16 protein-coding genes are annotated in these 22,377 nt (G+C 54.2%); 10 read left to right on the top strand and 6 right to left on the bottom strand.

What is annotated here, in order from left to right:
• Positions 1-58: 58 nt before the first annotated feature.
• The gene (locus J2I47_RS19710; RefSeq protein ID WP_207366328.1) at positions 59-1,087 is read left to right on the top strand and encodes a hypothetical protein; all 1,029 of its coding nucleotides are present in this window, start codon (positions 59-61) and stop codon (positions 1,085-1,087) included.
• A gap of 167 nt (positions 1,088-1,254) precedes the next feature.
• The gene (locus tag J2I47_RS19715; protein ID WP_207366329.1) at positions 1,255-3,612 is read left to right on the top strand and encodes a T9SS type B sorting domain-containing protein; all 2,358 of its coding nucleotides are present in this window, start codon (positions 1,255-1,257) and stop codon (positions 3,610-3,612) included.
• A gap of 1 nt (position 3,613) precedes the next feature.
• Here J2I47_RS19715 and J2I47_RS19720 read toward each other — a convergent pair whose 3' ends face one another.
• From J2I47_RS19720 to J2I47_RS19730, 3 genes are all read right to left on the bottom strand, one after another.
• Complete coding sequence (locus J2I47_RS19720; protein ID WP_207366330.1) at positions 3,614-3,976, bottom strand: DoxX family protein; 363 nt, start codon at positions 3,974-3,976, stop codon at positions 3,614-3,616.
• 82 nt (positions 3,977-4,058) lie between these two features.
• Complete coding sequence (locus tag J2I47_RS19725) at positions 4,059-4,625, bottom strand: Crp/Fnr family transcriptional regulator (RefSeq protein ID WP_207366331.1); 567 nt, start codon at positions 4,623-4,625, stop codon at positions 4,059-4,061.
• A gap of 111 nt (positions 4,626-4,736) precedes the next feature.
• The gene (locus J2I47_RS19730) at positions 4,737-6,617 is read right to left on the bottom strand and encodes an ABC transporter ATP-binding protein (RefSeq protein ID WP_207366332.1); all 1,881 of its coding nucleotides are present in this window, start codon (positions 6,615-6,617) and stop codon (positions 4,737-4,739) included.
• Positions 6,618-6,793: 176 nt separating this feature from the next.
• Here J2I47_RS19730 and J2I47_RS19735 point away from each other — a divergent pair, with 176 nt between their 5' ends.
• The 3 genes from J2I47_RS19735 to J2I47_RS19745 all read left to right on the top strand — a co-directional run bounded on the left by J2I47_RS19735 (position 6,794) and on the right by J2I47_RS19745 (position 10,282).
• Positions 6,794-7,414, top strand: coding sequence for a hypothetical protein (locus J2I47_RS19735; protein ID WP_207366333.1), 621 nt, complete (start codon positions 6,794-6,796; stop codon positions 7,412-7,414).
• Between the two features lie 84 nt (positions 7,415-7,498).
• Positions 7,499-8,893, top strand: a complete 1,395-nt coding sequence (locus tag J2I47_RS19740; protein ID WP_207366334.1) for a thioredoxin family protein — start codon at positions 7,499-7,501, stop codon at positions 8,891-8,893.
• A gap of 156 nt (positions 8,894-9,049) precedes the next feature.
• Entirely contained in the window at positions 9,050-10,282 is a 1,233-nt protein-coding gene (locus J2I47_RS19745; RefSeq protein WP_207366335.1) for a BamA/TamA family outer membrane protein, read from the top strand.
• A 98-nt stretch (positions 10,283-10,380) separates the two neighbouring features.
• Here the strand turns inward: J2I47_RS19745 and J2I47_RS19750 are convergent, their stop codons facing one another.
• The gene (locus tag J2I47_RS19750; protein ID WP_207366336.1) at positions 10,381-15,633 is read right to left on the bottom strand and encodes a DUF11 domain-containing protein; all 5,253 of its coding nucleotides are present in this window, start codon (positions 15,631-15,633) and stop codon (positions 10,381-10,383) included.
• A 214-nt stretch (positions 15,634-15,847) separates the two neighbouring features.
• Between J2I47_RS19750 and J2I47_RS19755 the strand changes: the two genes are divergently transcribed.
• From J2I47_RS19755 to J2I47_RS19775, 5 genes are read left to right on the top strand one after another with little or no spacing between them, the layout of a single operon-like run.
• Complete coding sequence (locus tag J2I47_RS19755; protein WP_207366337.1) at positions 15,848-16,363, top strand: Rieske 2Fe-2S domain-containing protein; 516 nt, start codon at positions 15,848-15,850, stop codon at positions 16,361-16,363.
• Between the two features lie 3 nt (positions 16,364-16,366).
• On the top strand, positions 16,367-16,810 hold the full coding sequence (locus J2I47_RS19760; RefSeq protein ID WP_207366338.1) for a thioredoxin family protein: 444 nt from the start codon (positions 16,367-16,369) through the stop codon (positions 16,808-16,810).
• Positions 16,776-17,756: an FAD:protein FMN transferase gene (locus J2I47_RS19765; RefSeq protein ID WP_207366339.1), complete on the top strand. Its 981-nt coding sequence runs from the start codon at positions 16,776-16,778 to the stop codon at positions 17,754-17,756. The genes J2I47_RS19760 and J2I47_RS19765 overlap by 35 nt, the downstream gene beginning before the upstream one ends.
• Positions 17,757-17,777: 21 nt before the next feature.
• On the top strand, positions 17,778-17,993 hold the full coding sequence (locus J2I47_RS19770; protein ID WP_207366340.1) for a DUF4266 domain-containing protein: 216 nt from the start codon (positions 17,778-17,780) through the stop codon (positions 17,991-17,993).
• A gap of 9 nt (positions 17,994-18,002) precedes the next feature.
• A complete protein-coding gene (locus tag J2I47_RS19775; protein WP_207366341.1) occupies positions 18,003-19,211 on the top strand; it encodes a DUF3570 domain-containing protein in 1,209 nt (402 codons plus the stop codon).
• Between the two features lie 40 nt (positions 19,212-19,251).
• Here J2I47_RS19775 and J2I47_RS19780 read toward each other — a convergent pair whose 3' ends face one another.
• Both J2I47_RS19780 and htpG read right to left on the bottom strand, forming a co-directional pair.
• Positions 19,252-20,295, bottom strand: a complete 1,044-nt coding sequence (locus tag J2I47_RS19780; protein WP_207366342.1) for an adenylate/guanylate cyclase domain-containing protein — start codon at positions 20,293-20,295, stop codon at positions 19,252-19,254.
• A gap of 158 nt (positions 20,296-20,453) precedes the next feature.
• A complete protein-coding gene (gene htpG / locus J2I47_RS19785; protein ID WP_207366343.1) occupies positions 20,454-22,331 on the bottom strand; it encodes a molecular chaperone HtpG in 1,878 nt (625 codons plus the stop codon).
• Positions 22,332-22,377 lie beyond the last annotated feature (46 nt).

Below are 22,377 nucleotides of genomic sequence, written 5' to 3' on the forward strand. Positions count from 1 at the left end.
TCCGCCACTTAACTTCTTGATATATGTTCATTACTTGCACAAAATAGACCTTTTCTCGATGAAGAAGATTTTCCTTTCGGGTACTGCCCTCCTGGCCTTTGCCACTGCTTCGGTGGCGCAGAATACAGTTACACTTACCCAGAGCGGCTCTCACCAGATGGCGATACAGAGCCAGACGGGGGCCAACCAAGCCTCAACGATTACCCAAAACCAGGGCAGTGGCACGAACCAGGGCAACTGGGCCGGCACCTACCAAACCAGCACGGTACTTAACACGGCTACCATCAACCAGAATACCAACAGTATTGGCAATCAGGCCGGTATTAATCAGCGCGACATTAACCAGGTCGCCACTATTGATCAGAGCGGTGGGGCAATGGGCTTCAGCAAAAACAACGAGGCCTATGTGAAACAAACAGACACCAGACAGACGGCCACGGTTAGTCAAACCGACAAAAGCGAAGGCAACTACGCCAATATCATTCAGTCGAATACGCAAAACACGGTGCTTGTGAGGCAGGTTGCCGACGCAACCAACAACGACGCGACTGTAACGCAAACTGGCACAACCGACCTGGCCATTATCATTCAGACAGCCGGTGCTACAGCCGGGCTGGCCGATATCAAGCAGAGTGGCACAGCTAATTTCGGCCAGATTACCCAGGCGGCGGGCAGCGACCTTAATGCCAGTAGCGTGGGCAACGAAGCACACATTGACCAGATGACCGTAGGCAGCAACAACATGGCCACTATCATTCAGGGTAATGTGCAGAATGCATATCCAGCGGGTCCGGCCACATCAAGCGACAACTACGCCATGATCAGGCAGAACGGAAACGCCAACGCGGTGGTGTTGCTACAGCTTGGCGATCTAAACACATTCAACCTCACGCAGACCGGCGATGGCAACGTGGTGCAGGGCCTGCCGGGTAGCGCTTATGGTCAGCCTGGCGTGACCAAACAGGTAGGCAACGGCAACACGCTGACTATCACGCAAACCAGTGCGGCGGGTAGTCTGGGCCAGGTGATCAACATTGAGCAGATTGGCAACGGCAATGCAAACGTAATTACGCAAACCAACAACTAGTTGGGCGTAGTAGAGGCGGTATTATCGCTGTCATCTATACGGTACTGGCGGCTACCTGTATGCGCATAAAAAGGGTTGTCTTGCAGCTTAATAGCCTGTAATACAATCCTTTTCTATCTTTAATCGGGCATTAAAGTAAATCAATCTATAGGCTGACTTACAGGCATATGGCCAAAATGGTATACCGCCTGTTTTTTGTTGTCAGTCTGCTCTTACCCCTCACTGGGTGGGCTACCCACCAGGCAGGTGGGCAGCTGGAGATGCGGGCGGTGGGCGACGTATCGGGGCATTTTAAGGTGACAGTCACGAATTATTTTGAAGATAATGCCCGGGCGGGTACCATCAATTCGGGTCAGCTTGGCATTTACCGCAAGCGCGACAATAGGCTGATGACCACCTTTACGGCCTATGAATCGGGGCAACGGTCGTCTATTATCTATGCCAACTCTTTTTGCTCCACGCAGCGGAATCTGAAGTTCATATCGGTCACGTTTACCGCCGATCTTCAGCTGTCGCCCGCGCAATACACCGACACTCAGGGTTATTATCTGTCTTACCAAACCCGTAATCGCAACGGGGGCATTAACAACCTGACTAATCCGCTGCAAACTGGCTTTACATTCTATCTCGAATTTCCGCCGCTAAACATTACCGGTAAGTTTATCAATAATTCGTCGCCTACGTTCACGCCTGTCAACGGCGAATATGTCTGTCTCGGCGAACCGTTTACCTATTCGTTTGGTGGCACCGACCCCGACGGTGATGAGCTTCGCTACAGCATGGCTACGCCGCTCAACGTGGCCACTACAGGCACCACGGCGCCCGGCCCCTATCCTACTGTAAGCTACGCACCAGGCTATTCGGCTGCAAACTCAGTACCAGGCAGTCCTGCGCTCAACATTGACGCCCGAACGGGCCACCTGTCGGTGACGGCCTCGCAGTTGGGGCTGTTTGTCTTTGCCATACTGATTGAAGAATACCGCAACGGCCAAAAAATAGGCGAAGTACGGCGCGACTTTCAGTTCCTGGTGGTCGATTGCCCACCGGCGCAAACGCCCAACCCAGCCGCACAGATTTTGAATTCAACGGCTACGGCCACCAAAACTACGCTCTGCCCCGGCGAGTCGGCCATTCTCTCGGCCACCCCCGACCCTAACTGGAATTATCAATGGCAGCGCAACGGCATTAACCTAACCAATGCTACCAGCAATAGCCTTACGGTTCGTGATCAGGGCGAATACACGGTGCAGGTTTCGCTCAAAAACGCCTGTGCCAAGGTGGGTAACGCCCAAAGTCTTACGGTTAATTCACTGAATACCAAGCCATCATTAACAGCTACCGGTCAGTTATGCGCCACCGACGGCTCGGCTAGTTTGCACGTATCGGAGACACCCGACGTAACGTACCAGTGGCTTCGTAACGGGCAGGCTGTGACAGGGCAGACAGCTGATTCACTGCAGACCACGCAGCCGGGTCTGTACCGGGTTGTGCTGACGCACCAAACGCTGGGTTGTCAGGTACGAAGCGATTCTATCCTGCTTACCCGCGCCCCCGCCGTGGTGGCCCAGCTGCGCACGGCCAGTGGGTACGCCCGTTTATGCCCGGATACGCCCCTGCTGCTTACCGGCGACGGGGGTATTTTGTACCGCTGGGCACAAAATGCGCAGCCTGTTCCGGCCGAAACCGGCGCACAGTATACGGCCAAAGACGTAGGCATATACAGCCTCACCGTCACCGACGCCAACGGTTGCCGGGCTGTGGCACCCCCCATTACCCTCAGTGCGGTGGCCCCCGTCTCTCCCAGCCTCGATAGTCTGCCGCCCTTTTGTGGCACCAAAGCAGCCCCCTTTACCCTGCTCGGTCACCCCGACAGTGGTACCTATGCCGGGCCGGGTATGTCGGCCAATGTGTTTTCGCCTGCCAGTGCGGGAGTTGGGTCGCATACGCTCACCTACAGCCTTCGGCCCGCCCCCGAATGCGCCGCCGTGGTGGTTCAACAAACAGCCATTGTCTACCCCATTCCCACCATCGGTCTGCCCGACGAACTGCTTACGTTCAGGGGTAATTCGCTCACGCTGGAACCTGTGTTGACGGGTGATCCCATCCGGTTTCAGTGGTCGCCCGGAACGTCGCTGGTAGATAGTCAAACTACTGTGGCTCAGATTGATAATATTCAAAGTTCGATTGTCTACACACTTCGGGTAGAGAATATCGGGCGCTGTACGGCTACCGATTCCATCCATATCGATGTAGTGAGCCGCCTTTTTGCCCCGGATGCGTTTACACCCAATGGCGACGGACAAAACGACCAGTGGGAGGTCACCAATATTGCCGCCTTTCCGGCTGTCGACGTGACAGTGTTTAACCGCTGGGGCACGGCCGTTTTTCATGCCACCGGCCCCGACCAGACTCCATTCGACGGGCGCCATAACGGCACCGAACTACCCGGCGGTGTGTATACGTACCTTATCCGACCCGATCCCAAAATACCGCCCATGCAGGGCCGGTTGTTGTTGATCCGGTAGCTCAGGTCCAGCGCCCGTAGGCCACCAGCAGGCACAGCGCCAGCGTGATCACGTTGATCCAGATGGTTTTGTACTCGCCGCGCTGATAGTGAATTATACCGGCGGGAACCATAATCAGTCCCAGACAAAGCGCAGCCAGTGGCGTGAGTGTGGGGGACTGATGCAACAAGCCCGGCAGCAGCAGACCTGCTACCCCGGCCAGTTCCGACAGACCAATAAACCGGATTAGGGGCAGGGGCAGGTGCTCGACGCCAGTCTGTCCCATCGCTACCAGTTTCGGGGCCGACTGGGTAGCTTTCATAACGCCCGAATAGCCAAATAGGAGGCTCAGCAACACCTGAACCAACCAGAGGATCGTGTTCATAGCAGGTCATTTTCACGGTTTGTTTTATGCCGTGAAAGTCCTGCCCGCCAGGTTATGATCCTTTGACAATTATCAAAAAAAGTCAGACCTGGGCCCGAATCCGGCTCAGCGTTTCGGGAGTCATGCCCAGGTACGACGCCAGCATGCCCAGTGGCACCCGTTGCAGCAACGAAGGCTTATTGGCCAATAAGCCCTGGTATCGTTCCAGGGCAGTAGCCATGTGCAGGGCGTCGAACCGGTGCTGCAACTGCAACAGGCCATGACTCACCAGCAACCGCCCCAGTCGTTCCATGTCGTGGTGCCGGGCATAGAGCATTTCCAGCGACTGATACGATACCGCCCACACCACCGACGGTTCCAGCAGATGAATGATTCGCCCATCGGGTTGGCGACTCAGGAAACTGACGATAGATCCAGCTATTTCGCCGTCAGCGCTGAGCCAGTCGGTCACTTCCCGGCCTTCTTTCAGGTAGTACGTACGTGACAACCCCTGTTCAATAAAGTAGATATAATCGCTGACCTTACCCGCCTGTACCAGCACGTGGCCTTTTTCTAAAACCAACCGCCGCGACACAGCCGCCAAATCCTGCTGACTTACCTCAGACAGCAGAGAGAATTGGGTAAGGGCGGTAACGAAGGGGTTTTGCATGGGTAAGGATTAATGAACAATGCATAATGTACAATGTACAATGGCTTCGCGCTCAGGTATTTTAGCACAAAGCCATTGTACATTGTACATTATGCATTGTTCATTAAAAACCTACTGATACCCGCGCGCCTGGAGGGCAAACAGCTCGGCATAGCGACCGTTTTGGGCCAAAAGCTCTTCGTGCGAACCAATTTCGACCAGGCGTCCGCCTTCCAACACCAGGATGCGGTTGGCCATGCGGACAGTACTGAACCGGTGCGAAATAATCACCGACGATTTACCTTCGGTGAGGGCGTTGAAGCGTTGAAAAACCTCGTATTCGGCGCGGGCGTCGAGCGCGGCGGTGGGTTCATCGAGAATAATCAATTGAGCATCACGCATATACGCCCGACCCAACGCCACTTTCTGCCATTCGCCTCCCGACAGTTCAACGCCTTTGTTGAAGCTCTTGCCCAACTGCTGCTGATAACCGTCGGGCAGCTTGGCAATGACCGTGTCGGCCAGGCTGCGCTGCGCCGAATTCTCAATACGCGGTTGGTTGGTTCGCTCGTCGATGTCGCCCACGGCAATGTTGGTCCCCGCCGACATTTTGAAACGGATATAGTCCTGGAAGATCACGCCGATGTTGCGCCGCAGGTCGTCGAGGCTATAGTCGCGGATGTCGTGCCCGTCGAGGAGGATGCGGCCTTCGGCGGGGTCGTAGAGGCGGGCCAAGAGCTTCACCAGCGTAGTTTTGCCGGCCCCGTTTTCACCCACCAGCGCTAGTTTCTCGCCGGGTTTCAGCGTAAACGACAGCCCGCGTAAGGCCCACCGTTCAGAGTTAGTGTATTTGAAACCGACGTTCTCGAACGTAAACCCCTCCCGCACAGGGCGCGGAAACGGCAGCGGCGTTCTGGGTGAATGAATCAGCGGCTTAATGGCGAAGTAATCAAACAAATCCTGCAAATAGATGGCTTCCTGCGTGAGGCTGCTGAACTGCAACAGAATCCCCTCCAGCGACCCGCGCACCTGCCGGAACGACCCTGCCAGAAATGTCAGATCGCCCAGCGAAATACCGCCCGTCACGGCACGCCGTACAATCCAGACGTAGGCTCCGTAATAGCCCGCCGTACCCAGCACCGTCAGCAGCGTACCCCACCCCGCCCGGCTTACGGCAATAGCCTGATTTTTACCTAAATACTCGTTCGACAACGTCCGAAACCGGTCGACCAGAAAGCCCGACAGGCCAAAGATTTTGACTTCTTTGGCCGTCTCATCGCTCGCACCCACGTAGCGGAGGTAATCCAGTTCGCGGCGTTCGGGGGTCCAGCTTCTCGATAGTGAGTAACTTTTTTTGTTGAAGTAATTGTCGCCGATGAATGAGGGCGTTACGGCCACGGCAATGAGCAGCAACAGCCACGGATTATACACCGCCAGCCCCGCCGCCAAAAAGCCTACCGAGATCAATTGCTGCACCTGCCCGAAAACGCCCGTTAGTAGCACCGTCCGACCTGTGGTTTGGCGGCGGGCACGTTCTAGCTTATCGTAGAAGGTGGCATCTTCGAATTGTTCTAAATCCAGTTCGGCGGCGTGCTCCATCAACCGGATGGAGGTAGCATTGGCGAACTTGTCACCCAGCAAACCGTCCATGAGCGAGATAGCCCGTCCAATGGCTGTGGAGAGGATAGCCAGGGCAAACTCAGCCGCCACCAGTTGCCAGAGCAACGTCGTGTCGGTTAGGCCCCCTGCTTTTGTCAGGCTAACGACCTGATCGATAATGAGTTTACCTATGTAGAGCGAGGCCGCCGGGATGGCCGCCTGTACCAGTCGCAGGAGGGCGTCGCCCAGAAACAGCCCTGGTGAGGTTTCCCAGACAAGCCGGAAAAAAGCGGGTAGGTTGCCCAGCGCGGCAAAGCGGTCGCGCCAGCTGACCTGATCGGTTTGTTCTTCTTTTTGCGCCGCGGCCCTCCCCCCTTTGGGCGGCCCCTGCGTACGTATTGTTGTTGGAGTCATCTATAAAAAAGACAAGTCCTATAGGCGTTTGGTTCTCAACCCGCTGTTTGGGTATACTGGGTTTTAAAGCAGCCATTCCTTTCGCTGACATTCTCGTCTATTTTAATGGTCAATACTTGGATAATTGTTGCGTATAAAAGACCTTTTGACCACACGACTTCTTGACGATCAACGCTATGAACCTGTTCCATTACCAACGGCTGCTGCTAGTGCCAATTTTTATTCTTATTGCTTATGGGACTTATGCTCAACCGATTACGGATCAATATGCATTCGATATCAGTCCGGCAGAGCGGGCTATTGGGCAGCGCATGAGTTATTACGGGCGCACTAAAAACACGGTCAACTACCGCAAGTTGGCCCTGCAGATGGGCGCCAAAGCCATGACCTCGACCGAGGGGCTACGCCAGGCGATTGATGCCGATTTTCAGCAGCCCATTAATTATAAAGACCAGTCTGAAGCAGGCAAGGCTATGGCTGCCCGTCTGGTTGCCGAGCGCACCAAACACATGCGCGATTCGCAGAAGTATGCTCAATGGCTGCACAAATTAGCGGCCGCTTACCTGCTCCTGCACATGACGAATCCTGCTGATCTGAAACAGGCTCTGACCTGGTCGGCACGGTCCGTTGAATTGGTAGCTTCACCCGAGAACCTCGATACCCACGCGCAGTTACTCTACCGGCTGGGCCGCAAAGCGGAGGCTATTGAAACGGAGCGGGAAGCTGTTGCGCAGGCCCTGGGTGCGGGTGTCGACGCCCGCGCCTATGAGCTGACACTGGACAGGCTACAAAAATAAAATAAGAACAACTATATTATTAGTTTTATGCAATCGTTACATAGTCAGCATCTTATCAGTTTATAAACCTTTTACCGAATCAGCATGAAAACCTCTCTCTTTCGCCCCCTGCGGCTTGCTTTGTTGCTGGCCCTTTGGACCACCACGCTCATGACCTATGCCAAGGCGCCAGGCCATGTAGATGACCCCGTTGGCATCCAGTTTTTCAAAGGCTCGTGGTCAGCGGTATTGGCTGAAGCCAAAAAGCAGAACAAGCCCGTGTTTGTCGATATCTACACGACCTGGTGCGGCCCTTGCAAGCTGATGGCCAAGCAGGCCTTTCCCGATCCCAAGGTGGGCGAGAAATTCAACGCCAACTTCATCAGCTACCAGATCGACGCTGAAAAAGGCGAAGGCATCGACGTGGCCAAAAAATATGCCGTAACGGCCTATCCCACCTCACTTTACATATCGGGTGATGGCGAACTACTACACCGTGCGGTTGGCTACGGTGGCATTCCGGGCATGCTCACCGAAGCCGATAAGGCCATTGCGGCGGCCAAAGATCCTAACCCTGTCTCGGTGATGGACAGGCAGTATGAAAGCGGCAAACGCGACGCCGATTTTCTACGGACATACCTGGCTAAACGGGCGCAACTTGGTATGCCTAACCCGGCGGCACTGGAAGCTTTTCTAACTGCGGTACCACAGGTTGAATGGACCAGTCAAGCCAACATCGACGCCGTGGCAGGTAACCTGACTACGGCCAATTCGCGGGCATTTGAACCGTTGCTAAATGAGGTGAAGAGCATCCGTATGGATAGGACACGGATGAAGACAGTGCAAACGGTGATGCAGGCGGTAAGTCAGGCCGTGGGGCGCGACGAGCGGCAGGCTAAAACGGAGGCTGAACTGGAGAGCGCTATTGCTAACACCCTGAAGCTACGCACCGCTTTGTCGCCGAAACCCGTTTCTGCCGCCGACCAACAAACGATGGCTAACGATAGCCGGATGAATTTTTATCTGCGGACTAAGAACATGCCCAAATACCGTGAGTTAGCCACCGTATCGGCGACCAAATTGATGGCGATTTCGACCGACTCGTTGCGGGCCAGAGATGCCGCCACTTACCAGCGGTTTATGAATGAGGCCAAAAACGTACCCGATTCAGTGAAGGCCAGCCCAAACTTCACCCGCTATGCTACCATGATGAAGGCTATCGAAACGCAGCAGGTATCTGGCAAATTAAATAGTCTGGCCTGGGCCTATTTTCAAAACATGACCGACCCTGCCGACCTAAAGCAAGCACTAACCTGGTCGACACGGATGGTTGAACTGGATCCAAAACCGGCCCTGCTGGATACCCACGCGCAACTGCTGGCCAAGCTGGGCCGCAAAGCCGAAGCTGCCGTGGTAGAGCAGGACGCATTGACCAAAGCCAAAGCCGCCGGTGAAGACACCGCCGATTACGAAAAGGCACTGGCCGACATGAAGAAATAGCGGCCCCATGCGCGAAGCCGTACACAGTAGACCACAATGCTACTAAAGGGGACCGAATCAGTTCGGTCCCCTTTGTCCGTTCACATGATTCCTGCAACAGAGCTGAATCATTCAGCGTAGCATATAGTTAACCGAGTTGACTATCTTTTCTATCGAATGATTCATTTTCTACGTCTGACCTTTTTCTGGTTTTTGCTGGCAGGTAGTGGAGCACAGGCGCAAACGCTCCCCGATACCACCCGCCCGGCTCAACTCGACCTGTCGGATTTGGGTCAGCGGTGGTTTCACGTCAAATTAGTGCCGGGTGCCGACTCGCTGCATCCCGACAAACCTCAATGGGCTGTTTTGCCTTCGCTCAATTATAGTCCCGCTACCGGCGTTGCGGTGGGTGGCATTCTCACCACTGCCTTTTACCCGAAACATACACCCCATACCCGCCTGTCGACGGGGCAGCTCTATGTGGGCTATTCTCAATATAATCAGACGTTTGTGTCGGCGTTGAGCAACATCTGGACGCGGGAACACCGGTTCAATATCCAGGGCGACTACCGGTTTCATAATTTTCCGACCACCACTTTCGGCCTCGGCAGCAACACCCAACTAGCCAACGTCAGCGCAATTGATTATAACCACATCCGATTTTATCAAACCATCTACGCTGCTGTTGGCCGCGACTATATGCTTGGGGCAGGCTACCTGCTGGACCACCATTTTTCCATCACCAATGTAGCACCCGACGGCCAGCCGACCGACTTTGACCGTTACGGGCGCACAGCCCAATCTACGTCGTCGGGGGTGGCGGTGGGGCTGCTGCGCGACCGGCGGGGCAATCCCAACAACCCTACGGGCGGATCGTACCTGCTGGTTCAGTACCGCTATTTTGCCAAAGCACTGGGTGGTAGCAGCAACTGGCAGGCCATTTGGTTTGATTACCGCCGGTATGTGTCGCTGGGTGGTCGGCTGGAGAAACAAATGGCCTTCTGGAGCTTCAATTGGGCCACATTTGGGGGCAGAGTCCCTTATCTCGACCTGCCCGCCACGGGCTGGGACAGTTTCGGCAACACCGGTCGCGGCTACACGCTGGGGCGGTTTCGCGGCCCTACCTTCTTCTATGCCGAGGCCGAATACCGCACCCAGCTTACGGCTAATGGTCTGTTTGGCGCGGTACTCTTTGCCAACGCCCAAACTGTGCATAATTGGCTGGGCAGCAACACCCTACTGCCCATCGACTCGTCGGTTCAGGGCTGTCTGGTCAAGGTCTGGCCGGGCTTTGGTGGAGGCATCCGCGTGAAGGTCAATAAAAACGCCCGCACCAATCTGGCCATCGACTATGGCCTTGGTGCGGGCGGCTCAAGCGGACTGTATTTTAACCTGAACGAGGTGTTTTAAAAGAGTTCAACGTTTAATGTCCAAGGTCCAACGTTGCTTCGCGCCCAAAACAGCTATGCGCAAAGCAACGTTGGACCTTGGACATTAGACGTTGAATACTACCTAACCCTGATGCGCGTCTGCACATCGTCTTTTTCGCCCAGTGCGTACCCGTTGCCAGGAATAAAGCCGGTGGTCGGTTCGGTAACCTCAAACACCTGTGCTTTCAAATCACCGGCTGCTGATGGTCGCCAGAACAACTGCAAGGTAGCTGACCCACCCGCCGGAATCGAGTTGAAGTACCCAGCAAGCGTCTGCGTATCGATCACCTGCCAGCCCGACGTGGGCGTTGCCGCACCATTGGGCAGCAGCACCCGAACCACCACACCCGTGGCCGGCACACCACCGCGGTTGCGCACCGTGAGCGTGGCGGTAATCACTTCCTGCTGCGCCACGTTGGCCACCAGTTTGTCGAGGTCCAGTTGCAGACTAAGCTCCACCGCCGATGGGTTCACGGGTGGCTGACTACCCCGTAGCCGAGGCAGCGGTACCTGATTAGGATTCGGCGAGATGACATAGGGTCCGTTTCGATCTGTGGTACGGACATCAACCTGCGCGGCATCGTCCTGCCCATCGCCGGTGCCGGAGTTGGGCTGGCTGTCGGGGTCGGGGGTTTGTGAGGCGGTGATCTGGGCTGCCGTAGCAAACGTACCCGGCTCAGTGATGGTGGCCCGGAACACAAATGAGCTGGTCATGCCCGCCAGCACCGACCCTGCCGCCACGTTCACCACGCCATTACTGTGCGTGATGCCCGGCGATACCCCATCCAGAAACGATACGCCAGTAGGCAACAGGCTTTGAAGCTGCAGTCCGGCCGCGTCTGTCGGCCCGGCGTTGGCCACGTTCAGCGAATAGCTCACCACATCGCCTACCCTGGGCGTGCGGGTGTTGACGGCCATGCCCAATGACACGTCGGCGCTACCAGTACCTACCGTCACCACGGCGTTTCCGCTGGTTGTACCCGTTCCGCAGGCATTGACCACCGACGAAACGGAGTAGGTAGTGGTGGCTGTTGGCGACACGGGCATCATGTACGGGTTCTGCGTAATAGCCGTAGCCGACTGCCCGTTGCTGAGCGTCAATGACCAGGGGGCAGGCCCTGAGAACGAGATGGGCAGGTACGCCGTTTGCCCCGCATTCACTAGTGCATTACCGACAATGGTTGCCGCCGTAGGCTCCCCAATCTTCACATCAACCGGGTCTGACTCAACGGATGTACATCCAGGGTTGGAAAATGAAAAGGTGTAACGCCCCGACTTATTGGGATAATAGTCACCATAGTAATAAGCTGGGTTAGCTATAATTTCCCCATTCCGTTTCCATTGGTATGTTCCATAGATGGTGCTGATGACTGACAGCTTGGCAACACCGTTGACACATTTGTCTGTGGCTACGTAGCTCAACACCGGTTTGGGTGGCGATGGATAGTTGTAATAGATGCCTTTAGAGACACCACTACAGGCTCCCTTTGTCAGGCGAACTGTGTACACCCCTGTACTAGTGGCATGGTTATAATACTGCGTCGCGCCAGCTAAATCGACACCATCTTTTTGCCACTGGTATGTAAAACCAGACGGTGGGTCGTAGTAGTCACTACTTGTCTCATAAGTAGACATGTATAGGCTACTACATGCCTCAGGCGACCTGCTAACTATTTTCGGGACAATAGCATTGGTGTACAAAAATGATCGCGTATCTGATGAGGTAGTACAACTGTTGCCTATAGCAACCCGAACAGAATAGGTACCCGCAGCGGTCACGGAGTAGGTCGATGAGATAGCACCAACAATGTCATCACCATCTTTTTGCCACTGATATCCGGCATTAGATAGTGTCTGAGCCGAAAGATAACGGCTCTCGCCGGGGCACAGGGTTTTTGTTCCATTGTAGGTTATTTTGACTGGCATCTGTGTGGTAACAGACCGTATCAGCGCATTGGAGATAGTCTGGCAAGCTCCTTTTTGCACTTTTGTGTGGTAGACGCCCGGCCCTGACGCATAATAGTTGGAACCAGTCGCCCCATTTATCGGAATACCATCTTTGTACCACTGCAAAGCGGTATAATTACCGCCACCCTCAACGTACATATTGGCTGATGCATAGTTGGTAAGATAGTTGCCACAAATGAGTGAGTCGGCTGGATTTCCGTAGCGGATAGTGGCATTAATGGAAGAGCCAAACTCATAAGTGAGCGGATTTGATAGCGATGAGCAGGTGCCATCTTGTACTGACAGTGTATATCTACCGGTCTGTGTAACCGGGTAAACTACTCCGGTGGCTCCGTTTATAGGTGTACCATCTTTATTCCATTGATAAAATGCATTATCGCTAGAACACTGGGCTTTCAGCACAATAGTTTGTCCAGTACATTGTGGTACTTCCACAGTAGGATAGACTATCGAAGCATAAAATGAACTACCTAAAGTCAATGTGTAGTCGTAAGCCTTTTTAACGCATCCAGCTTGAATAATACTGGCAGAATAAGTGCCTGATTGAGTGGCAACATAGCTTTGAGCTACTGCACCACTGATAACGACCCCGTTTCGAGTCCATTGGTAACTATCAGAAGATAGGCTATTTCCGTAATAATCTTTTCCCTGAAGTTGAAGTGTTGCCTGTGAACCGACGCATATCTGGCTACTGCCCGAATTACCATTTCGGTCAAGGACAGTGGCATTATCCAGGTTCCCGATGCTCAGCGCCGCACTCGCACCACTCGCTACCTCCGGGTCTGAAGCGATCACCTTTAGCAGATAATTTGTACCATAAGGCAGTGCATTGTAGCCACCTGGCAGTGCAGCCGATACTGGGCTGCTACTACCAGAACCGATTCGTTTCTGATTGACAAAACTGCCGGTAGCGTCAGAAAGCCATACCTCAAACTGATTGCCGGCGCCAAACGCCCCACTAGTATTGAACGAAACCGTTAGGGTGCTGCCCGCGCAAAGTGACGTGGTCGAAACACCCGTGAGGGTAACCGTAGGCAGGGTATAAGGAATAGCAAAAGCGTCGGTGGTCCAGATGCCCCGCCCAACAGTGGCGGCGGCGATGCGTCCGTCAGAGGCGCGGTAGCGCAGTTGGTTTACCCGATTCAAGGGCAGCGAGCCACTCATTACGCCCCAGCCAGGGTTACCGGCCAGAATATTGGTAGTTGACCAAATACCCAGGTCTGTACCCAGCAACACCTGTTGTCGGTTTTGGGGGTTGAACAGCGCCGTACGAACGGGTACGTCGGGTAGGCCGTAGTTGGTTTGATCTTTGCCCGCCCAGGAGTCGCCGCCATCAGCCGTGTACCAAACCGACTGAACGCCGTAGTTCGACAGCGTCACCAGCAGTTCATTGTCAGTAGCCCCCACATCGATGCACGATACGGTTGCCTGACCAAGCACGCCGTTATCAATCCGGACAATGGTGGGTGTAGTTTGAGCCAGATTGGTTAATTTATACAGAACACCAGCAGCATTACCAGCAAACAGGGCCGTGCGATCCGTGCCCAGCTTGAGGTAGGTCAGTTGGTCGGTAACACCCGTCAATACCATCGTGGTATTCACCGGTGAGGTGCCAATGCCCGTTGTGCGACGAATGATGTGCTGGCTGTTTACATAATCGTAGGTATACAGCGTATTAGCCTGACTGTCGTAATCAGCCGTAAATGGGCTGTTGTTGATGGTAAAAATTTGCTGATAGGAAGAGCCATTATACACATTGACCGAATTGTAGCCAGAGAAGATCTGGATGTTTGGTTCGTTGGTGTCAATGTAAGGTGTGTTTGTGCTGCCTGTGCCCCAAAGGGTTCCGCTACTGACGCCAACTCCGCCATTTGGTGCAGTCATGGTGATGATGCCCTGTGGCTGCACGTTGGCCATGAAATAGTTGCTGCCCGGACTTCCTTTCATCGCCACCGTGTAGGCCTCACCTGCCTTGATGCCTGTTGTTCTCGACAAAATGGTAGGCACTGCTGCGATTGTGCCGGCACCATCTGGTGACCAGTAAATACCCTGATCAACCGTGGTAATGAAACCAGTGCCACCGGGAGTACATTGTAACCCTGTCTGGTTGTAGAGAGTGCTGTTACTGCCTGTCTCGGTTAGCTTTGTCCAGCCTGCGCCTCCATCAACGCTTCGAAATAAATTATAGCCACCAGCGTAAACTGTGTTAGGGTCAGTTGGGTGTGCTGTAATATCCATGTATGTGTAACCGTTCCCTGCCGTGAAATGGGCATCAGAATAGGGAACCGGTATGGTTACGTCGGTCCAGGAAGCACCTGCATTTACGCTCTTCTTAAACCACTTGATGTCCTGGTTGTAGTTTACATTATTATAGGCCCTTGATACAGCATACAGCACCTGCCCGCCTCCGCTTGTGGCAGGCGACACCGCCAGTTCGGTCCGTTCGCCGCCCGTGGCCGGGGTTATCTCGGTCCAGGTAGTGCCCGCCGCACTAGTTGATTTGAACACCCGGCTAGGGCTAAAGCTGGCGTAGAGTATACCGTCACTAGCCAGTTCGATGTCGTTGACCAAGTCATTATAATACTGCCCCGTGGACGTGCCGAAGCCGATACCCATGTTGGGTTCCAGCACAAACTGCCAGGTACTACCACCATCTACCGACCGCACTACGCCATACTGCGTAGCCGCGAATACCTGCCCGCTGCTGTTCACTACCATGCGTTGTATGAAGGTAAACGCTCGGCCCAGCGATGGATAACTGCCCGTAGAAACAGGAATAGTACTGCTCAGCCGTGTCCAGCTAGCTCCACCAGTGGTTGTTTTCCAGATCCCTCCGCCCGCTTTGCTAGTATAATAGTCTCCCGTAGCCACATAAACGATTTGCGGATTAGATGGGTCAGCGGCGATAGCTGTAACCACCGTGTTTTCCCAGTTATCACTCTGGGGCGTCCAGACAGCATTGGCATCGGTGATGTCGTTGGTTTGCCAGAGACCGCTTGTCAGTGTCCCCACCCACACGCGCTTGCGGGCACCATCACTTAGGTCGAAAAGAGCCGTTCTACTACGTCCGGCAAAGTTATTCGGTCCGCGCTCCTGCCAGGTGACGTTGGGAATACCGCTCTGAGAGGTGATGCCCTGTCTGCGGTCTTTGAGAATTTTTTCACGAGCAGCGGCCAGCCGTTCGTAAGGTACGGTACCCAGTAGCGGGTCCATGGTGCGACGTTTTTCATCGTCCAATTGCCGACGGAGGGTGTCGCGGGGATCAATGAAAGTGCTGGAGGTGGGTTCAGTCTGAGCAGAGGCAGACGCAGATAAACAGGCAAACAGGCTGACAAACAGCCATGAGGAAGTAGAAAAGCGCATAGGCAACAGCTACGGTCTTAGGAATAAAATTCGGGTTACAAGCTACCGTCTTATTAGGAGATAAACAACCAAGTATATACAACCAACACTATTAAAAATACGGATATAAAATACTGTTTCACTAGGCTAAGCAGTGTTTTCATCAGTCGTAGCAACGCCAGGCAGCTTTTGTGCGTAGTATTGATAGAGTTAATCACGCTAATCCGCGATACTAATGAATCGCTATACGTTTCTGAAAGCAATGGGTTTCCGGGGGGCAGCACTGATGGCCGTTATGGCCTCGTGCGTGAAGCCGGAAGATACTTACGTAGACGCACTTACACTGGCCAAAGACGGCACTACCAGCGGCGGCCCCACATCGACCACCACCGTTGTAACTACCCCACCCGCCAGCAGCACCGGTACCACTGCCGATATACTGGGCATCAAAAATCCGCTGCTCACTATTGACCTCACCGCCACGGCATCGGCGGCGTTGCGGTCTGTGGGCGGGTACCTGGTTAAAAACAGCATTGTGGTAGCGCAGGTGTCGGCGGGAGTGTATGCCGCCGTAACGCAGACCTGCAGTCATGAGCCCAAAAAACAGGTGACGTTCAACGTCAACGAGTTCTACTGCACCGCCCATGGCGCACGGTTTAACCTTAACGGGACGGGAAAAAACAGTCTCGGTAGCCGGGGTATCGCTGCCTATAAAACCATTTCCGACGGTAAAACCCTTGTCGTGTACTAACCTATGAAAGCGCTCCTTCTTGCCGTGTGTCTGTATTTGTCAACAGGTTCACCCGCCTGGCTAACTAATTTCGAGCAGGCCAAAACCGAGGCTACCACGGCCCATAAGCTTATTATGCTCAATTTTTCCGGCTCAGACTGGTGCGGGCCGTGCATTAAGCTGAAGAAAGAAATTCTGGACTCCGAGGCTTTCCTGCAATATGCTACCGATAAGCTGGTACTGGTACGGGCTGACTTTCCACGAGCCGCCAAAAACCAGCTCGACGCCCGCCAAACGGCGCATAATGAGAGCCTGGCCGAACGCTATAATCCCGAAGGCAAATTTCCTTTTACGGTACTGCTCACCGCCCAGGGAAAGGTACTGAAAACCTGGACCGGATACCCGGCTTCGCTCACCCTGCAAACCCTGCGCGATGACCTCGACATTGCCCGTTCCGCCGCTCACTGACGCACCCACGCTGCACCGACGCGTACTTCGACTGATGGGTAACCGCTTTGAAATCAGCGTAGTAACAACCAGTGACAGCGCCTGGGCCGAAGCCCGTATCGACGCTGCCGTAGCCGAAATAAGCCGGATTGAGCGCCTGCTAACCACGTTTGATGAGGGCAGCGAAACGGCCCGTATCAACGCGCGGGCCGGCATAGGCCCGGTGGTAGTCAGCGCCGAAGTGTATGCACTCATCGAGCGGTCGCTACGGCTGTCGGCCCTCACACAGGGGGCGTTCGACATTACTTACGGCGGCATCGACAAGCGGCTCTGGAACTTCGACAGCCAGTTGACCGCCCTGCCCGATGCCCAGACGGCCCGGCAACTGGTGCGGCTTATCAACTACCGAAACGTGCGCCTCAACCCCACCGACAGCAGCGTGTTTCTGACCGAAACGGGTATGCGCCTTGGTTTTGGTGGAATCGGTAAAGGATATGCCGCCGAACGGGCCAAAGCCATTATGCAACAGCAAGGTGTAGACAATGGCGTAGTTAACGCGGCGGGCGACCTCACAGCCTGGGGACAGCAGCCCAACGGCCAACCCTGGACCATCGGCATTGCCGACCCCACGCCCGCTACCAGTCATACGGCTACGCGTGCCTTTTCGCACTTGCGTATCAGCAATCTCGCCGTTGCCACATCAGGTAACTATGAAAAGTTTGTGGTCATTGGCGGCAAACGCTACGCCCACACCATCGACCCGCGCACGGGCTACCCTATTTCGGGTCTGAAGAGTGTAACGATCCTGGCTCCCAACGCCGAACTCGCCGATGCCCTGGCCACGCCCGTGATGGTTATGGGTGCCCGCGTGGGCCTGCACCTGATTGACCAACTGCCCCATATTGGCTGCGTGATCGTAGATGAACACGACCGGCTGTTCACATCGAAAAATCTAAATTTGATTTAACGTATTGATTACTAACCATCTATGACTATTAAGCATATCGTTTCAGCCGCTCTCCTCTGCCTGAGCCTTGCTTCCTGCGTAACGGTAAAAGAGTACCAGAAAAGCCGGATCAACGATTCGGAGATGGAGCTGTCGGCGCGAAAAGCCGAGAAATTCGAGACGGGTTTCTATCTCTACCGCGAAGGTCCGTCGGGGGCTAATGGCGGCAAAAGCAGTGGTGGCTGCGGGTGTAACTAGGCCGGCGCGATGAAGAAATTTACCCTCACCGTGGCCCTGCTGCTGGCTGGCTTAGTCAGCCGGGCACAGACCCAACCCGCCACCGAAACCGGCTACGAAGCCCGGCAGCTAAAGGTCGAAGAGATCAATTTTGTGTCGAACTATTACCACCAGGAAGGCAACAACTCAGCGGTGACGGGTGGTATCGGTACCGAGAAACTAACCAACTACGCCAACTCGTTTGATCTGGTGCTGAGCAAAACCGACCGGTTCAACCGGCTGCACACCTTCAGTATCGACGCCAATATTGATTACTACACGTCGGCATCATCCGACAAGATTGACCCGCTGACCATCTCGTCGGCCTCGAAGAGCGACATTCACTTTTATCCGTCTCTCACCTGGCGCGTAACCGACCCTAGCACCCGAATCTCGAAGAGTATTGGCTATTCCTATTCGCGGGAATATGACTACCGGTCGCACGGGTTCACGGCGCAGATTGCGAAAACATCGGCCGACAATAACCGGGAGATAAGCGTTCGTGGAAGTGCCTTTTTCGATACCTGGAAGGCCATATTACCGTCTGAACTGCGCCCGGCGAACTACGGGTCCGGGGCCGAAAATGACCGTGTGGGTGTCGATTACAAACCGCGGAACTCGTTTAATCTGGCCCTGTCACTGTCGCAGGTAGTGAACAAACGACTGCAGTTGCTGGTGATCCTGGAGCCGTCGTTGCAGCAGGGGTTACTTAGCACGCCTTTCCACCGCATCTACTTCACCGACGGCTCGGAACGGGTTGAACGCCTGCCGGGTACGCGCCTGAAACTGCCTGTTGGCCTGCGAGCCAACTACTTCTACGGCGACCGCATTATTGTTCGCTCATTCTACCGGTTCTACGTCGACGACTGGGGCATGAAAGCACATACCGCCAACCTGGAAGTGCCGGTGAAATTGACGCCATTTTTGTCGGTGAGTCCGTTCTACCGGTTTCATACCCAAACGGCCGTGTCGTTTTTCCGGCCCTATGGTCAGCACGACCCAACGCTGGTATACCACACCAGCGACTACGACATTGGCAACATCACCACGCATTTTGTGGGGTCGGGCATTCGCATGGCCCCGCCCGGTGGTGTGTTTGGCATCCGCGCCTGGAACGCCCTTGAGCTACGCTACGGCCACTATGTACGTAGCACCGGCATGGTGGCCAACAGCCTCACGCTACTGGTAAAAGTGAAATAAGGTTTGGCCCCGGCGTTACCCAGCGCGAAGGGGCCAAACCTTATGCCATCACGTTCCAGAGCTTGGCAGGGGCTTTTTTGTTTTTTAGCTTATGTTCGCCTACGCTCTCGCACTGGAAGGATTCTTTCACAATGTCATAGCAGGCTTCGGTGATCAGAATCTGCCCGCCCTGAGCCGTTGATTGCAGCCGCGAGGCCGTGTTTACCACGTCGCCGATAACCGTGTAGTCGAGGCGGCGCAGGGTGACCGAGCCAATATTTCCCGACACCACTTCGCCGCTGTGCAGGCCAATAGACACTTCGGGCTGGTAGGGTTTGCCCGATAATTCTTCTTTGATGCTTTGAATCTGGGTCCGGATGGCGAGGCTCGTTTCAATGGCCTTGTCGAGGTGGTATTCACCCTGGAAAACGGCCATCACGGCATCGCCCATGAACTTGTCGACGTAGCCACCCTGCCCAATGATCTCTTTCACCATCACGTCGAAGTATTTGTTAATCAGGCCTACGACCGTAGCGGGGGTTTCACGTTCGGCAATAGCCGTAAACCCGCAGATATCAACGAAAAGGATGGTGGCTGTGGTGGTTTCGGAGGCCGTCAGCGACTGCTCAAAGCCCGACTTGGTCATGAACTTCAGTACGCTCTCGTCTACATACATGCGCAGGATGTTGTTTTCCTTCACCGCCTGCACCGTTTGCCGCAGGTCATGCACATGCTGAATAGTCTTGAGCATGGTCAACTCCAGATCCTCGAAATTGACCGGCTTACAGACAAAATCATAAGCGCCCCTGTTCATGGCCATACGGATGTTTTCCATATCGCCATAAGCCGACACCATCACGGCTTTCAGCAGCGGGTTTAGGTCGGCCATTTTCACCAGCAGGGTCAGCCCGTCCATTTCTGGCATGTTGATGTCGGCCAAAACCACGTCGATATCGGGTTCCTGCTGGAGCACGGCGAGGGCTTCGACACCGTTGTGAGCAAACGAGAACTCGTATTTCTGTTCGCGAATCTGTTTCCGAAACTTCTGCTTGATCAGCAGCTCAAGGTCCGGCTCGTCATCTACGACAAGGATTTTTGCTTTCATGCAAGAGGTGTGCTTTTCGTAGATAAAGGTAATGAGAAAAGGAAGAACGGAGGAAGGGGAGAAAGGAGGAAAGGAATTGCTGGCAGGTCCAGCGGTTGAACACCGGTATCCACCTGCGTCGGCAATTCCTTTCTCCCCTTCCTCCGTTCTTCCTTTTCTTACAACCCCTCTACCGTACGCTTTACAAAGGCCGTGAGGCTGGGGCCGGTGAGGCGGTTTTGCGCCAGCAGGGCCAGATCATAAAGCTGTTTGGCCAGCTTCTGTTGTGCCTCGCCGTCCAGCGAAAGCACCTTCTGCGCCAGCGGGTGGTTGGCGTTGACAGCCACGTTGTAGCCGCCGGGCATATTGCCAAACATATTGGCCTCGCCACTCAGCGCCGACATGTCTTTCATACGCCGCATAAACTCCGGCATCGTGATCGACACGGGCAGTTCGTCGGCAGGCAACGATTCTACACTGACACTCAGTGATTTGTCATTCAGCGTTTGCTCGAACACTTCTTTCAGCCTGGCTTTATCATCGTCCGAGAGTACACTTTCGCTGCTGATGCCCGCGTCGATGAGTTTGTCGAGGGTATCGGCGTCCACACGTTTGAAAGTGGTCTTTTCGAGCTTGTATTCCAGCGCGTTGATGAAGTGCGGGTCAATGACAGTGTCCATCAACAGCACATCGTAACCCCGGCGTTTGGCCGAGTCGATGTAGGCATCCTGCTGGTTGCGGTCGGTAGTGTAAAGAAGCACTACCTGCTCGTTTTTGTCGGTCTGATTGGCCTGAACATGCTCGCGGTATTCATTGATCGTGAAATATTTACCGTCGGTATTCTTCACCAACGCAAAGTCTTTGGCTTTCTCGTAAAACTTCTCGTCGCTGATGGCTCCGTACTTGATAAACAGCCCGATGTCGTCGAATTTCTGCTCGAAACCAGCGCGGTCGCTCTGGAATAGCTCGTTCAGCTTGTCGGCCACCTTGCGGGTAATGTAGCCGTTGATTTTCTTCACGTTGCTATCAGCCTGCAAAAATGACCGCGACACGTTAAGCGGAATATCGGGCGAGTCGATCACGCCGTGAAGCATCATCAGAAAATCGGGCACCACGTCTTTCACCTCGTCGGTGATGAATACCTGCCGACTGTAGAGCTGAATTTTCTCCCGCTTCATCTGGAACTTGTCGTTGGCCAGTTTCGGGAAATACAGCACACCCGTGAGGTTGAAGGGGTAATCGACGTTGAGGTGAATCCAGAACAGCGGTTCCTCACTCATCGGGTACAACTCCCGGTAGAACGTCCGGTAGTCCTCGTCCGTCAGATCGGCGGGCGCTTTGGTCCAGATCGGCGTGGCATCATTAATGACTGACCCATCAAATTCAACGGGTACAGGCAGAAACCGGCCATATTTTTCCAGGATGCCCCGAATGCGTCCTTTGTCCAGAAACTCTTCTGAATCGGGCGCAATGTGCAGGATGATGTCGGTGCCACGCTCAGCTTTGTCAACGTCGCTCAGTTCATATTCCGTTGACCCGTCACACACCCACCGTACCGCCTGCGAACCCTCGCGGTATGATTTGGTAATAATCTCGACATTCTCAGCCACCATAAACGCCGAATAGAACCCCAAGCCAAAATGGCCGATAATGTTGGTTTCTTCTCCGGTGGCTTTGTCTTTATACTTTTCAATAAACTCGGTCGCTCCCGAAAAGGCAATTTGGTTGATATACTTCTTCACCTCGTCGGCGGTCATGCCAATGCCCCGGTCACTGATGGTGATCGTTTTAGCCTCTTCGTCGAGGGCCACGGTGATCTTAAGCTCACCAATTTCTTCGCCGTATTCACCGTATGAAGCCAGTTTCTGCAGTTTCTGGCTGGCATCAACAGCATTACTAACCAACTCACGCAGAAAAATTTCGTGGTCGGAATACAGAAATTTCTTAATGATCGGGAAGATATTCTCGGTATGAATCGAAATCTGTCCCCGCGTGGACTCGCCCCGCGTAGATTCGCTTAGCGTTGACTCTCCTTTTTCGTTTTGTACGGATTCCATATCTAATCAGTGAATTAGCAATTGAGTGAATGAGCAATTGGACTTT

The sequence above is a fragment of the Fibrella rubiginis genome (assembly GCF_017353185.1).
In the GTDB taxonomy this organism is placed as follows: domain Bacteria; phylum Bacteroidota; class Bacteroidia; order Cytophagales; family Spirosomataceae; genus Fibrella; species Fibrella rubiginis.

What these genes read in the sequence shown, in the direction of transcription:
- J2I47_RS19775 (WP_207366341.1), top strand. Translation starts at nt 18,003, where the DNA reads ATGAAGAAATTTACCCTCACCGTGGCCCTGCTGCTGGCTGGCTTAGTC.
- J2I47_RS19755 (WP_207366337.1), top strand. Translation starts at nt 15,848, where the DNA reads ATGAATCGCTATACGTTTCTGAAAGCAATGGGTTTCCGGGGGGCAGCA.
- J2I47_RS19725 (WP_207366331.1), bottom strand. Translation starts at nt 4,625, where the DNA reads ATGCAAAACCCCTTCGTTACCGCCCTTACCCAATTCTCTCTGCTGTCT.
- J2I47_RS19760 (WP_207366338.1), top strand. Translation starts at nt 16,367, where the DNA reads ATGAAAGCGCTCCTTCTTGCCGTGTGTCTGTATTTGTCAACAGGTTCA.
- J2I47_RS19740 (WP_207366334.1), top strand. Translation starts at nt 7,499, where the DNA reads ATGAAAACCTCTCTCTTTCGCCCCCTGCGGCTTGCTTTGTTGCTGGCC.
- J2I47_RS19710 (WP_207366328.1), top strand. Translation starts at nt 59, where the DNA reads ATGAAGAAGATTTTCCTTTCGGGTACTGCCCTCCTGGCCTTTGCCACT.
- htpG (WP_207366343.1), bottom strand. Translation starts at nt 22,331, where the DNA reads ATGGAATCCGTACAAAACGAAAAAGGAGAGTCAACGCTAAGCGAATCT.
- J2I47_RS19735 (WP_207366333.1), top strand. Translation starts at nt 6,794, where the DNA reads ATGAACCTGTTCCATTACCAACGGCTGCTGCTAGTGCCAATTTTTATT.
- J2I47_RS19750 (WP_207366336.1), bottom strand. Translation starts at nt 15,633, where the DNA reads ATGCGCTTTTCTACTTCCTCATGGCTGTTTGTCAGCCTGTTTGCCTGT.
- J2I47_RS19770 (WP_207366340.1), top strand. Translation starts at nt 17,778, where the DNA reads ATGACTATTAAGCATATCGTTTCAGCCGCTCTCCTCTGCCTGAGCCTT.
- J2I47_RS19780 (WP_207366342.1), bottom strand. Translation starts at nt 20,295, where the DNA reads ATGAAAGCAAAAATCCTTGTCGTAGATGACGAGCCGGACCTTGAGCTG.
- J2I47_RS19720 (WP_207366330.1), bottom strand. Translation starts at nt 3,976, where the DNA reads ATGAACACGATCCTCTGGTTGGTTCAGGTGTTGCTGAGCCTCCTATTT.
- J2I47_RS19745 (WP_207366335.1), top strand. Translation starts at nt 9,050, where the DNA reads ATGATTCATTTTCTACGTCTGACCTTTTTCTGGTTTTTGCTGGCAGGT.
- J2I47_RS19715 (WP_207366329.1), top strand. Translation starts at nt 1,255, where the DNA reads ATGGCCAAAATGGTATACCGCCTGTTTTTTGTTGTCAGTCTGCTCTTA.
- J2I47_RS19765 (WP_207366339.1), top strand. Translation starts at nt 16,776, where the DNA reads ATGACCTCGACATTGCCCGTTCCGCCGCTCACTGACGCACCCACGCTG.
- J2I47_RS19730 (WP_207366332.1), bottom strand. Translation starts at nt 6,617, where the DNA reads ATGACTCCAACAACAATACGTACGCAGGGGCCGCCCAAAGGGGGGAGG.